The sequence below is a fragment of the Streptacidiphilus sp. PB12-B1b genome (assembly GCF_014084125.1).
In the GTDB taxonomy this organism is placed as follows: domain Bacteria; phylum Actinomycetota; class Actinomycetes; order Streptomycetales; family Streptomycetaceae; genus Streptacidiphilus.
Map to the genome: position 1 here is coordinate 6,169,432 of NZ_CP048405.1, position 12,373 is coordinate 6,181,804.

General features: G+C 73.7%; 12 protein-coding genes. 7 read left to right on the forward strand and 5 right to left on the reverse strand.

Annotation, left to right across the window (positions count from 1 at the left end; all coding sequences use genetic code 11):
- The first annotated feature begins 145 nt into the window (after window positions 1–145).
- From GXW83_RS26700 to GXW83_RS26710, 3 genes are all read left to right on the forward strand, one after another.
- Window positions 146–1,201, forward strand: a complete 1,056-nt coding sequence (locus tag GXW83_RS26700) for a Scr1 family TA system antitoxin-like transcriptional regulator (RefSeq protein WP_225447272.1) — start codon at window positions 146–148, stop codon at window positions 1,199–1,201.
- A gap of 116 nt (window positions 1,202–1,317) precedes the next feature.
- On the forward strand, window positions 1,318–1,533 hold the full coding sequence (locus GXW83_RS26705; protein WP_182447584.1) for a DUF397 domain-containing protein: 216 nt from the start codon (window positions 1,318–1,320) through the stop codon (window positions 1,531–1,533).
- Window positions 1,534–1,591: 58 nt separating this feature from the next.
- On the forward strand, window positions 1,592–2,503 hold the full coding sequence (locus tag GXW83_RS26710; RefSeq protein WP_182445616.1) for a DUF2797 domain-containing protein: 912 nt from the start codon (window positions 1,592–1,594) through the stop codon (window positions 2,501–2,503).
- On the opposite strand, the gene GXW83_RS26715 is transcribed toward GXW83_RS26710, so the two are convergent.
- The gene (locus GXW83_RS26715; protein WP_182445617.1) at window positions 2,485–3,048 is read right to left on the reverse strand and encodes a PadR family transcriptional regulator; all 564 of its coding nucleotides are present in this window, start codon (window positions 3,046–3,048) and stop codon (window positions 2,485–2,487) included. The two genes, GXW83_RS26710 and GXW83_RS26715, sit on opposite strands and share 19 nt — an antisense overlap.
- A 95-nt stretch (window positions 3,049–3,143) precedes the next feature.
- Here GXW83_RS26715 and GXW83_RS26720 point away from each other — a divergent pair, with 95 nt between their 5' ends.
- The gene (locus GXW83_RS26720) at window positions 3,144–4,169 is read left to right on the forward strand and encodes a TAXI family TRAP transporter solute-binding subunit (RefSeq protein WP_182445618.1); all 1,026 of its coding nucleotides are present in this window, start codon (window positions 3,144–3,146) and stop codon (window positions 4,167–4,169) included.
- Here the strand turns inward: GXW83_RS26720 and GXW83_RS26725 are convergent.
- Together GXW83_RS26725 and GXW83_RS26730 are read right to left on the reverse strand one after the other, a co-directional pair.
- Window positions 4,148–4,996 carry a MerR family transcriptional regulator gene (locus tag GXW83_RS26725; protein ID WP_182445619.1) on the reverse strand — a complete coding sequence of 283 codons (849 nt, stop codon included), beginning with the start codon at window positions 4,994–4,996 and terminating at the stop codon, window positions 4,148–4,150. The two genes, GXW83_RS26720 and GXW83_RS26725, sit on opposite strands and share 22 nt — an antisense overlap.
- A gap of 32 nt (window positions 4,997–5,028) precedes the next feature.
- Window positions 5,029–5,985: an alpha/beta fold hydrolase gene (locus GXW83_RS26730; RefSeq protein ID WP_182445620.1), complete on the reverse strand. Its 957-nt coding sequence runs from the start codon at window positions 5,983–5,985 to the stop codon at window positions 5,029–5,031.
- A 209-nt stretch (window positions 5,986–6,194) separates the two neighbouring features.
- Between GXW83_RS26730 and GXW83_RS26735 the strand changes: the two genes are divergently transcribed.
- From GXW83_RS26735 to GXW83_RS26745, 3 genes are all read left to right on the forward strand, one after another.
- Entirely contained in the window at window positions 6,195–7,004 is an 810-nt protein-coding gene (locus tag GXW83_RS26735) for a methyltransferase domain-containing protein (RefSeq protein WP_182445621.1), read from the forward strand.
- A gap of 379 nt (window positions 7,005–7,383) precedes the next feature.
- On the forward strand, window positions 7,384–8,766 hold the full coding sequence (locus tag GXW83_RS26740) for a bifunctional o-acetylhomoserine/o-acetylserine sulfhydrylase (RefSeq protein ID WP_182445622.1): 1,383 nt from the start codon (window positions 7,384–7,386) through the stop codon (window positions 8,764–8,766).
- The gene (locus GXW83_RS26745; RefSeq protein WP_225447273.1) at window positions 8,763–10,004 is read left to right on the forward strand and encodes a homoserine O-acetyltransferase; all 1,242 of its coding nucleotides are present in this window, start codon (window positions 8,763–8,765) and stop codon (window positions 10,002–10,004) included. The genes GXW83_RS26740 and GXW83_RS26745 overlap by 4 nt, the downstream gene beginning before the upstream one ends.
- Here the strand turns inward: GXW83_RS26745 and GXW83_RS26750 are convergent.
- A complete protein-coding gene (locus GXW83_RS26750; protein WP_182445623.1) occupies window positions 9,979–11,394 on the reverse strand; it encodes a HAMP domain-containing sensor histidine kinase in 1,416 nt (471 codons plus the stop codon). The genes GXW83_RS26745 and GXW83_RS26750 overlap by 26 nt on opposite strands.
- Complete coding sequence (locus GXW83_RS26755; protein ID WP_182445624.1) at window positions 11,394–12,188, reverse strand: response regulator transcription factor; 795 nt, start codon at window positions 12,186–12,188, stop codon at window positions 11,394–11,396. The genes GXW83_RS26750 and GXW83_RS26755 overlap by 1 nt, the downstream gene beginning before the upstream one ends.
- Window positions 12,189–12,373: the final 185 nt, after the last annotated feature.

The following is a 12,373-nucleotide window of genomic DNA, read 5'->3' on the forward strand; positions in this document are numbered from 1 at the left end:
ATAACTGTCTGTAATCCAAGGATTGCCCTGCGGAACGGCGAGGAACAGTATTGACTAGCTGCCAGTGCCCCGGCTGCACATGAGTACGGGGCAACACTTGCACACCTTGACGGAACGTCAGCACAGCACGTATCAGGGGGTTTTCATGAGCCGCCGTAACGGGGAGTCCGGGGAAGCGGACACGGCAGCCGAACTGTTCGGCATGTTCGTCCGCCGCCGCCGCGAGGCAGCCGGGTACTCGCAGGTCCGCATGGCGCAGGAGCTGCACTACGACCGCACCCGCTACGTCAAGGTCGAAACCGGCAAACAGGTTCCGGCCCTGGCCCTGGTCCGGGCCATGGACGTGATCCTCAAGACCGAGGGCCTGATCGAGGAGATGTGGCACGGGGTCAACTGGTACCCCGAACTCGACTACCACCCCGACTGGTTCAAGCGCCGCGCCGACATGGACGCAAAGCTCGTCGAACTGCTCGAGTACCAGACGCAGTTGATCCCAGGATTGCTGCAGACGACGGAGTACGCCCATGCCCTGTTCACCAGGGCAACCCACTCGGACGGCACTACGGTCAACGATCAGGTCAAGGGTCGAATCAGTCGACAGACGCGGTTTTTGGAACCGGACGGGCCTACCTACATCGTGCTCTTGGATGAGAGCTGCATTCGCAACATCATCGGTAGCCGAGACGTCATGTACCGTCAGCTGAAACACCTGATCGCCGTCGGCGAGCTGCCCAACATCCGCATCCAGATCATCCCGTACGGCCTCTCGCATGTGGCGGTGCCGAACACGCCTATGTCCCTGATCGCCATGCCCGATGACACACGCTACGTGTACTCGGAATCGCTGGACGGAGGGCACTTCAGCGAGCATCCGAACGTGCTCGCCAAGCACCAACGCACCTATGATCTGTTGCGTGCGGACGCGCTACCGGCCCGCGAATCTGCCGCTGTCATCAGGGAAGCTATGAGAGGGCACATCAACATGAACAACTACCCCAGCCTGAACAACGCCCCATGGCGCAAGTCCAGCTACAGCGGCGACAACGGCGGCAACTGCATCGAGGCCGCCCCCGGCTTCCTCCCCGGCGCCGTCCCGATCCGCGACAGCAAGGATCCGAACGGCCCCGCGCTGGTCTTCCCCACCGATGCGTTTGCGTCGTTCGTCGCCGCAGTCAAGGCAGGCGAGTTCCCCACCGCCTGACCCGCACCAACGCACCACAGAGGCCCCCGGATACGCTCGGGGGCCTCTGTACGAACCGCTCCGGCGGCCACAGACTGGGGGTGATGAACCCCCGGCCCAGCCAAAGGAGTTCGCACATGAGTCAGCCTGATCTGAGCAACGCCCCCTGGCGCAAGTCCAGCCACAGCGGCGACAACGGCGGCGACTGCATCGAGGTCGCGCCCGGCTTCCTCCCCGACGCCGTCCCGGTCCGCGACAGCAAGGACCCCCACGGCCCCGCCCTCGTCTTCCCCGCCGACGCGTTCGCCGCGTTCGTCGCGGCGGTCAGGGCGGGCGAGTTCCCCGGCGCCTGATGGGCGGGCGGCGGTAGCGTGCAGGTCGAGGGCATGGGCCGGGCGCGAGGGGAGAGCAGTGGTCAGCGACGTGGCGCCGGCCGTCTGGCGGGCGGTCGGGGTCGCCTGGCGTGATGGGGCGGCGGTGCTGACGTGGTGGGCTCCCGGCGGGGGCGCACCCCGGTCGAGTCGCCTGGACCTGGGCGCCGAGCTGGCCTTCACCACCGGGGCCGACCGGCTGTGCACCGGGGTGTGGCGCGCGGGGCGCCGCCACGGCTGCCCCACCGGCGCGCACCTGGCAGCGTCCGCCCGCAGCGCGCAGTGCCCGGCCTGCCAGGCGATCGACCGCGCCGACTCCATCGCCGCCGACACCCGCCTGCATGACCCGCGCCCCTTCGCGGTGTACCTGGCCCACCACGGCGGCGCGGTCAAGGTCGGCATCACGGCGGTCGAGCGCGGCGATGCCCGGCTGCTGGAACAGGGCGCGCTGGCCTCCGCCGTCATCTCCAGCGGTACGCTGACTGCCGCCCGCCGGGTGGAGAACCTGCTGGGCGCGGCCCTGGGCCTGCCCGACCGGATGAGCGCCACGCGCAAGCGGGCGGCCCGGGTCCGCCCCGGTACGGCTGCCGAGCGCGCTGCGGACCTGCTCGCCGCAGCCGAGCGCACGCAGGCCCTGACCTGGCCGGAGGGGCAGACCCGCCGGGAACCGCTGGTCGCCGACCACGCCGCCGCCTACGGCCTGCCCGCGCGCGGGCTGCAGCCGGTCGCCGCGATGCTGCCACCGGGCCCCGGCGAGGTGATCGCCGGGCGGATCGCCTGCCGGATCGGCTCCGATCTCTACCTCGACGCGGAACCGGGTCTGGTGCTGCTGGACACCCGCCTCCTGGCCGGGTGGGCGCTGGGCCGCGCCGAGCCGGGCGCAGCCCTCACCGTCCCGCTCGAACCCTGCGCGGCGCCCGATCGTCCGGACGATCAGGACGCGCTGTTCTGACCCGACCCGGCGGGGCGGCGGGCGGCGTCGCGGGCGTTCAGTTGGGCGACGGCCCAGTCGGTCCACTCGCGGTGCATGGCGTCGAGCCGGAGGCCGTACTCGAGGGCGAGCCGGCCGTGGACGGCGAGGTCGTCCGCCTCCCAGTCGGCGGTGCGCTCGATCTCGCGGAAGCGCTCGTCGCGGCGGCTGATCACCTCGGCCTCCTGTTCGAGGTAGCCGACGGCCTGGTCGCGGGTGAGGTTGCCGAGGAAGAAGATCCGCAGGAGCGTCTCGTTGCGGCGTACCCGGTTGGGCTCGGTGTCGGCGAGCCAGTGGACCAGCTCGGCGCGGCCGGAGTCGGTGATCGAGTACTCCTTGCGGCCCCGGGGGCCCTCCGCGCTGACGCACAGCAGCCCCGCCTCGGTGAGGCGGTTGAGCTCGCCGTACACCTGGCTCTGGGTGGCGGGCCAGGTGTGCGCGAGCGTGGTGTCGAACGTGCGCATCAGGTCGTACCCGCTCGCCGGCTTGTCGTTGAGCAGGCCCAGCAGCGCATGTCGAAGGCTCATGCCGCCATCGTATCTTCCACTGTTGACAGGTCGAGCAGGCGTGCTTCGGCGAGACGCGGGTTCCGTTCGGGCTGCGGGGCTGGCAGGATCGCGGCATGTCGACCGCCTCCGCCATCGTCCGGTACGCGTTGCAGTCGCGGCTGGTGCGGGTGGTGACGGCGCTGGCGGTGCTGGCCGCAGCGGGGCTGGCCTGGTGGCTGGCGGCCCCGGACGGGGTGGCCTACCCGACCGGGACGTTCGGCATGGCCACCGGCTCGGCAGGGGGCGTCTACGCGCTGTACGGCAAGCTGCTGAAGCCGGTGGTGCAGCGCGAGATGCCGGGGGTCAGGCTGCAGCTGGACCCGACGGCGGGCGGCCCGCAGAACCTGCAGCGCATCCTGGCGGGCCAGGACGACTTCGGCATCGCCACGGCGGACGCGGTGGCGCACTTCACCGGGCCCGGCGCGGGCCGACTGCGGGCGCTGGGGCGGCTGTACGACGACTACGTGCAGCTGGTCGTGCCCAGCGACTCGCCGATCCACTCGGTGCAGGACCTGCGCGGCAAGCGGGTCGGGGTGGGCCAGGCGGACTCCGGGGTGATGCTGATCGCCCAGCGGGTGCTCCAGGTGTCCGGCCTGGATCCGAGCAAGGGCGACCTGACCCCGCTGCCGCTGGGCATCGACGACTCGGCGACGCAGCTGCGCGAGGGCAACATCGACGCCTTCTTCTGGTCCGGCGGGCTGCCCAGCAGCGCGGTGGCCCTGCTGTCCAAGCAGATGCACGTGCGGCTGATCCCGCTGGGGCAGCTGGCGCCCGCGATGGACGCGCTGGCCGGTGCGGAGGACCCGGGCGCCCGGGACACCCAGATCTACCGCAGCTCCACCATGCCGACCAGCGCCTACCCGGCGACCGTGCCGGACGAGGCGGTGCAGACGCTGGCCGTGGCCAATCTGATGGTCACCCGCGCGGACGTGCCGACCGGGCTGGTCGAGCGGATGACCGGGGTGCTGCTCGACAGCCGGGACGAGATCGGCGTCCAAGTGCACTCGGCGCAGACCGTGGACATCCGCTCGGCGATCTACACCGACCCGCTGCCGCTGGCCGAGGGCGCGCGCCGGTACTACGTCTCCGTCAAGCCCTGACGGGCGGGCCCGCCCGACTCCCGCACGGCCGGCTCCCGCACGGCCGACTCCCGGCCGCCCAGCTCCTTGCCGACCAGCTCCCGCAGCGGACCGGCGACGGCGGCGTCCAGCAGCCGGGTGGCCTCGCTGCGCATCGCCCGGGCCAGCTCGGCGTCGACCACGGACTGCGCCAGCGGCCGCAGCCTGCGGACGGTGCCGACGGCCTCGGCCGCCTCCTCGTCGGTGAGCTGGTGTCCCGCATAGCGGACGAAGATGTGGACGGCGCTGAACTCCACGAAGCGCCGGGCCAGATGGTCGATGTCGCCGCGCAGCTCCTCCAGGTGCGCCACGATCGCCGCCAGCGGGACGCCCAGCTCGTGCAGCTCCATGGCGACGGCGAGCAGCCCGGGGCTGGGCACCACGAACGAGTCCGGCTCCTCCGGCTGGAGCACGCCGAGCCGTACGGCGGCGGCGATGGCCTGCTCGTCCTCGACGCCGTGGAAGGAGGCGACCAGGGCGGCGCGGGTGAGCCGCACCGGCTCCTCGTCCGTCCAGGGGGCGGTGACCTCGGAGACCAGGCCGAGCACGCCGCCCAGGCCCCGGCCGCTGTCCCAGGCGTCCAGGAGTTCCTTGATCCCGGCCAGGGTGTGGCCCCGGTCCAGGAGTTGGGCGACCATGTGCAGCCGGTCCAGGTGCTCCTGGCGGTAGACGTTGGCCCGGCCGCGCCGTACGGCGGGCGGCAGCAGTCCGCGATCCTGGTAGGCGCGGACATTGCGGACCGTGGTCCCGGCGGCCCGTGCCAGATCGTCTATGCGGTACTCCGTGCGCTGCTGCGGCACAGTGGTCACGCCGAGCCCTCCCCCCGCTGCCGTACCCGTGCTCAGTGCGGCACTGAGCGTACCGCCGGGGTGGTGCCGGGCGAGACGGAGGGGATGCTTCCGGCTCGAACGGCGTCGACGAACTCGCCGATCCAGTCGGCGAGCTGGGCCGGGCGGGTGAGCGGGAGCCAGTGCCCGGCGTCCACCGTGCGGCGGCGCAGCACCGGGGCCCAGCGGTCCAGGTCGTCGTACAGCCGGGGCGACAGGTAGGGGTCGCGGGTGGGCACGACCAGCTGAACCGGGACGGTGGCGATCCGGTCCGGCCGGGGGTGGCGCATCCGCTCGCGGACGTTGGCGCGGTAGAGCCAGGCGCCGTTGGCGGCGTCCTCGGGCAGCGTCGGCGAGCTGCGGTCGTCGGCGGCGGCGAGCCCCTCCACGGATCGGCGCAGGGCGGGCCAGCGGCGGCCCAGCGGCCCGCGCCACAGGGCCTCCGGCAGCCGGGGCGTGTGCAGGGCGTAGACGTACCAGGAGCGCAGGCCCTGGCCGAGCAGCTGCGGCAGCCGGGCGGCGGTGGGGTGGCGCAGCCGCTCGCCCAGCCACAGGCCGACGTGGTCCAGGCAGGGGCCGGAGACGCTGGTGAAGGAGGCCAGTCCGCCGCGCAGCCGGGGCGAGGTGGCGAACTCCCAGCCCTGCACCGAGCCCCAGTCGTGGCCGACGAGGTGGACCGGGCCGTAGGGGGCGAGCGCGTCGAGGACGGTCAGCAGGTCGTCCTCCAGCCGCTCCAGCCGGTAGCTGTCGGCGCGGGGGGCGGGCGCGGTGGAGTGCCCGGCGCCGCGCACGTCGTAGGCGACGACGTGGTAGCGGGCGGCCAGCAGGCTCATCACCGGCTCCCAGACCTCCTTGGTGTCCGGGTAGCCGTGCAGGAACAGCAGCGTGGGCCGGGTCGGATCGCCCGCCTCGACCACGGCCAGCTCGACGTCCCCGGAGCTGACCCGGTACTCCCTGGCCTCGGCGATCATCGGGCTCCTCCCCCGCCGGCTCCCTCGCCGACGCTCTCACCCGTCAATGTGTCAGTGACCACTGGCACGGTCAATGACCTGGACCGAACCCCCACCCCCGGCCACCCGTTCGGCGACCATCATGCGAGACAGTTCTTCTCGCTGGGCGAGACGTCTCCTAGAGTCGCAGCTACCGGCAACGCTGCTGACCCACCGCCAGGAGGCACTCCGTGACACCCAAGGACGCCGTCTACACCCATGGCCACCACGCTTCGGTACTGCGCTCGCACACCTGGCGCACGGCCCGGAACTCGGCCGAGTACCTGCTGCCCGAGCTGCGCCCCGGCCAGCAGCTGCTGGACGTCGGCTGCGGCCCCGGCACGATCACCGCCGACCTGGCCGCCCTGGTCGCCCCCGGCCGGGTCACCGGCGTCGAGAACACCCCCGGCATCCTGGAGCAGGCCGCGTACAACGCCGCCGAGGCGGGCGCGGAGAACACCGTGTTCGAGGTCGCCGACGTGCACGCGCTGCCCTACGCCGACGACTCCTTCGACGTGGTCCACGCCCACCAGGTGCTGCAGCACGTCGCCGACCCGGTGCAGGCGCTGCGCGAGATGCGCCGGGTGTGCCGCCCGGGCGGGGTGGTCGCCGTCCGCGACGCCGACTACGCGGCCTTCTTCTGGTACCCGCAGATCCCGGCGCTGGACGAGTGGCTGCGGCTGTACGAGCGCACCGCCCGCGCCAACGGCGGCGAGCCGGACGCCGGGCGGCGGCTGCACGCCTGGGCCCGGGAGGCGGGCTTCACCGACGTCACCCCCGGCAGCAGCACCTGGACGTACGCCACCGAGGCCGAGCGCACCTGGTGGGGCGAGCTGTGGGCGGAGCGGGCGACGGTCTCGCCGTTCGCCGCGCACGCCGTCCGCAGCGGCTTCGCCACCCCCGCCGACCTGCAGCGGATCGCCGAAGGCTGGCGCGCCTGGGCGGCCGACCCGGACGGCTGGCTGACCATCCCGCACGGCGAGATGCTGTGCCGCCCCTGACGGCGAGCGCGGGCGGTGGTTGTTGCGGGCGTGCTGCGAGTACGTGAAGCCGTGGCCGGAAAGGGCCGCAGGGCAGCGCAAAAGCGGCGTCGCGGTCTATGCTCACCGCCATGACCGTCCTTGTCAGCCGCCGCCACGTGGACTACGGGCGCAGCACCAGCACCGGCTGTAGCAGCCCCAGCTGACCGGACGCCGGGGCACGGCCGCAGCCGCCCCGCGCACGCCACGCCCGTCCCCCGGCAGACCTGCCGCCCACGTACCGCAGCGCTCCCGCGCGCCCTGCGGCGAGGCCCCCTCCCCGGCCGAGCCGCCGGCGCCCGGCGCCGCGCACCCCACGCTGCCCGCGCCCCCGCGCGCCCTGTGACCTGGAGTCATCCGCATGAGCCAGACCATCGACCCCGCAAGCCCGGTCGACCCCGACCTCGTCCTCGCCACCGCCTCGGCGGACGCCTCGGCCGAGGCCGCCGCATCCGCCTGGTCCTTCGAGACCAAGCAGGTGCACGCCGGGGCGGTGCCTGACCCGGCCACCGGGGCCCGCGCCGTGCCCATCTACCAGACCACCTCGTTCGTTTTCCGCGACACCGCCCACGCGGCCGACCTGTTCTCGCTCGCCGAGCCGGGCAACATCTACACCCGCATCCACAACCCCACCCAGGACGTCCTGGAGCAGCGGATCGCCGCGCTGGAGGGCGGCGTCGCGGCGGTGGCCACCGCCTCCGGGCAGGCGGCGGAGACCCTGGCGATCCTGACCCTCGCGGGCGCGGGCGACCACATCGTCTCCAGCACCTCGCTGTACGGCGGCACCTACAACCTGCTGCGGCACACCCTGCCCAGGTTCGGCATCGAGGTCAGCTTCGTGGACGACCCCGACGACCTGGAGGCCTGGGCCGCCGCCGTCCGCCCCAACACCAAGGCGCTGTTCGCCGAGACGCTGGGCAACCCGCGCGGCAACGTGCTGGACGTACGCGGCGTGGCGGACGTGGCGCACGCCGCCGGGGTGCCGCTGATCGTCGACAACACCGTGCCGACGCCGTTCCTGCTGCGCCCGATCGAACACGGCGCCGACATCGTGGTGCACTCGGCGACCAAGTTCCTGGGCGGCCACGGCACCGCCATCGCCGGCGCGGTGGTCGACGGCGGTACCTTCGACTTCGGCGCGCACGCCGAGCGCTTCCCCGGCTTCAACGAGCCCGACCCCTCGTACCACGGCCTGCGCTACTGGCCCGACCTGGGCGCGATCGCGTTCGCGGTGAAGCTGCGGGTGCAGCTGCTGCGCGACCTGGGTCCGGCCATCACGCCGTTCAACGCCTTCCTCATCCTCCAGGGCCTGGAGACGCTGTCGCTGCGCATCGAGCGGCACACCGCCAACGCCCAGGCCATCGCCGAGTGGCTGGAGAGCCGGGACGAGGTCAGCGCCGTCCACTATCCGGGACTGGCGTCCAGCCGCTGGTACGAGGCCGGGCAGCGCTACCTGCCGCGCGGCGCGGGCGCGGTGCTGGCGTTCGAGCTGCGCGGCGGCATCGAGGCGGGCAAGCGGTTCGTCGACGGGGTCAGCCTGTTCAGCCACCTCGCCAACATCGGCGACGTCCGCAGCCTGATCATCCACCCGGCCTCCACCACGCACAGCCAGCTCAGCGAGGAGGAGGCGTCGGCCACCGGGGCGACGCCCGGCCTGGTCCGGCTGTCCGTGGGCATCGAGAACCTGACCGACCTCAAGGCCGACCTCGAAGCCGGGTTCCGCGCGGCCAAGGGGACGTCTTGACCGAACGCCCGGGGCCACCGGGCCCGGTGGCGGGCGGCGCGCTGCCGCCCGCCACCGGGGCCTGGCGGCCCGGCGACCCCGACGGACACCGGCAGTGGGCGCGGCTGCCGCAGTCGCTGCCGCTGGAGTACGGCGGCGAGCTGCCGCAGGTGCGGATCGCCTACGAGACCTGGGGCGCCCTCGCCGCCGACCGTTCCAACGCGGTGCTGGTGCTGCACGCGCTGACCGGCGACAGCCACGTCCTCGGCCCGGCCGGACCGGGCCACCCCACGCCCGGCTGGTGGGAGGGGCTGGTCGGGCCCGGCCGGGCGGTCGACACCGACCGCTGGTACGTGGTCGCGCCCAACGTCCTCGGCGGCTGCCAGGGCACCACCGGGCCGTCCTCGGCCGCCCCCGACGGCGCCCCCTGGGGCAGCCGCTTCCCCCGGCTGACCGTGCGCGACCAGGTCGACGCCGAGGCCGCGCTCGCCGACGCCCTGGGCGTCGACCGCTGGGCCCTGGTGCTGGGCGGCTCCATGGGCGGCATGCGCGCGCTGGAGTGGGCGGCCGGGCGGCCGGAACGGGTCGGCGCGCTGCTGCTGGCCGCCTGCCCGGCCGCCTCCGGCGGGGACCAGATCGCCTGGGCGCACGCCCAGCTGGCCGCGATCCGGGCCGACCCCGGCTGGCACGGCGGCGACTACCACGACGCCGAGCCCGGGCGCGGCCCGCACGCCGGGCTGAGCACCGCCCGCAGGATCGCGCAGCTGACGTACCGCACGGCGGCGGAGCTGGACGGCCGGTTCGGCGCCCGCCCGCAGGACGGCGAGGACCCGGCCCGAAGCGGCCGCTACGCCGTCGGCTCCTACCTGGACCACCACGCGGACAAGCTGGTCCGCCGCTTCGACGCGGGCAGCTACGCCGCCCTGACCGAGGCCATGAACGGCCACGACGTCGGCCGGGGGCGCGGCGGCACCCGGGCGGCGCTGCGCCGGGCCACCATGCCCGCCGTGGTCGCCGGAGTCGACTCCGACCGGCTCTACCCGCTGCCGCTGCAAAGGGAGTTGGCCGCCGCCCTACCGGGCGCGGACCGGCTGCGGGTGATCCGCTCGGCCCACGGGCACGACGGGTTCCTGCTGGAGGTGGAGCAACTAGCCGCCCTGGTCGGCGAGTTGACTGGCCCGGCACCGACCCCGGCGCCGGGCCCAGCACGGCCCCAGGGCTTCCCGGTAGCGGCTAGGCCCGGGGCACCGACAGCGTGACGGTCAGGCCGCTCGGGCCGGGGACACCCTCCGGCGTGCGCGGGGTGAAGCCGAGCGAGCCGCCGGACGCCGCCATCAGCGTCCGGGCGATGGACAGGCCCAGGCCCGAGCCCTGGACGTTCTGGTGGCGCGGGCTGCGCCAGAAGCGGTCGCCGATCCGCTGGGTCTCCTCCTCGGTGAGGCCGGGCCCGGCGTCGGTGACCGCCACCGCCACCTGCTCCGCCGTCGCCGTCAGCACCACCGTGACCCGCTCGCCGGGCGGGGTGAACTTCAGCGCGTTGTCGATCACCGCGTCCAGGGCGCTGCCGAAGCCCACCGGATCGGCCAGCGCCATCACCGGTGCGGGCGGCAGCTCGCACACCAGCTCGACCCCGCGCTCCCGCCCCAGCGGACGCCAGCCCCCGGCCCGCTCCTCCGCCAGCCGCACCAGGTCGGTCGGCTCCGCGCTCGGCCCCGAGTGCTCGGCCACGGCCAGACCCAGCAGGTCGTCCAGCACCCGGGCCAGCCGCCTGCCCTCCACCCGCACCCCGGCCAGCTCCTGCTCGTGGCCCTCGGGCAGCTCCATGCCCATGGCCTCGATCCGCAGCATCAGCGCCGCCAGCGGATTGCGCAGCTGGTGCGAGGCGTCCGCGACGAACGCCCGCTGCTGGTCCAGCACGGCCTCCACATGGTCCGCCATCTCGTTGAACGCCTGGGCCAGCCGGCGCAGCTCCGGCGGGCCGCCGGCCGGGGCGACCCGGGAGGCCAGCCGGCCGGTGGCGATGTCGTGGGTGACCTTGTCCAGATCCTGCACCGGGCGCAGCACCCACGCCGTCAGCATCACCGCCGCCGCCACGGCCACCAGCACCGCCGCCGCCTCGCCCCCGGCCAGCACCAGCCAGCGGTGCAGGATGCGCGCGCCCAGGCCGCCGGTCGGCGACTCGGTCACCACCACGGCCACCACGTCGCCGTCCCAGACCACCGGCGAGGCCACCACCATCAGCCGCCCCGTCTGCCACGGCCACACCTGCGCCGGATTGCTGCTGCGCCGGCCGTCCAGCGCCTCGCTGAACGCCTGCGCGGAGATGCCGCGCGCCGCGTCGGTCCAGTCGGCGGGCTGGTCGGTCAGCGGGCGGCCGCTCAGCTGGAACACCCCGACCCGGCCGCCGTACACCTCGTAGTAGCGCTGGATCTCCGACTGGAGCGTGCGGATCTGCTCGTCGGCGGTCGGCGTGCCGGACTGGCCGATGGGGTTCTGCGCCAGTTCGGCGAAGCGGGCGGTGTCGTCGATCCGGTCGACCAGCGTCTGCTGCTGCTCGGCGGCGGCCTCGCTGACCGCAAGCGGCAGCCCGAGGGCGACCAGGACGCAGGCCATCAGGGCGAGCAGGATCCCGAGGAGCCGGGTGCGCATCAGCCCGCGTCCGCCGGGCCGGCGGCGGGAGCGCCCTGTTCGGGACCGGCTTTCGTGGCGGCGGGGTCAGCGGTGGCGGCGGGGTCCTCCGGGACGACCAGCCGGTAGCCGATGCCCCGGACCGTCTCGATCAGCGCGGGCACCGCCAGCTTGTGCCGCAGCGAGGCGACGTGGACCTCCAGCGTCCGCGCCGTCCCCTCCCAACTGCTGCGCCACACCTCGCTTATGATCTGCTCGCGGCGGATCACCACGCCCGGGCTCTGCGCCAGCAGCGCCAGCAGGTCGTACTCCTTGCGGGTCAGCGCCACCTCCCGGCCGCGGACCGTGGCCCGGCGGGCGGAGGTGTCCAGCACCAGGCCGCAGCGGGCCAGCAGCCGCTCGGCCCGGGAGCCGGCCGCGCCCGGACCGTCCGCCACCGCGGCCGGGGCGGTGCCGCGCCGGGCCACGGCATGGATGCGGGCCAGCAGCTCGCCCATGTCGTACGGCTTGACGACGTAGTCGTCCGCGCCCAGATTCAGGCCGTGGATACGGGAGTTGATGTCGGAGCGGGCGGTGACCATGATCACCGGTATCCCGCCGCGCAGCCGGATCTGGCCGCAGACCTCGAAGCCGTCCCGGTCCGGCAGCCCCAGATCCAGCAGCACCACCCGGTACGGTCCGCGGCCGTCGGGAACCAGCGCGTCCAGCGCCTCGTTCCCGGTACGGGCATGCCGGACCTCGAAGCCGTGCTTGGTCAGCACCGCCACCAGGGCGGCGGCCACATGGTCGTCGTCCTCGACGAGCAGCAGGCGCACGTCGCCTCCTCTTCCGGTCTGCGGTGGAATGGGCTGTGGACATACGGCCTGTGAAGCCCACCGCGCCGAGCGCCTCCAGGTCAAGGGCTGCCCCCTGCTGCCCGGCCTACCGTTATGCAGCTGCGATCAACCGCACCCGGGGCATCCTCAAATCCAGCTCAGATCATTCGGGGTGATCGCTGAGC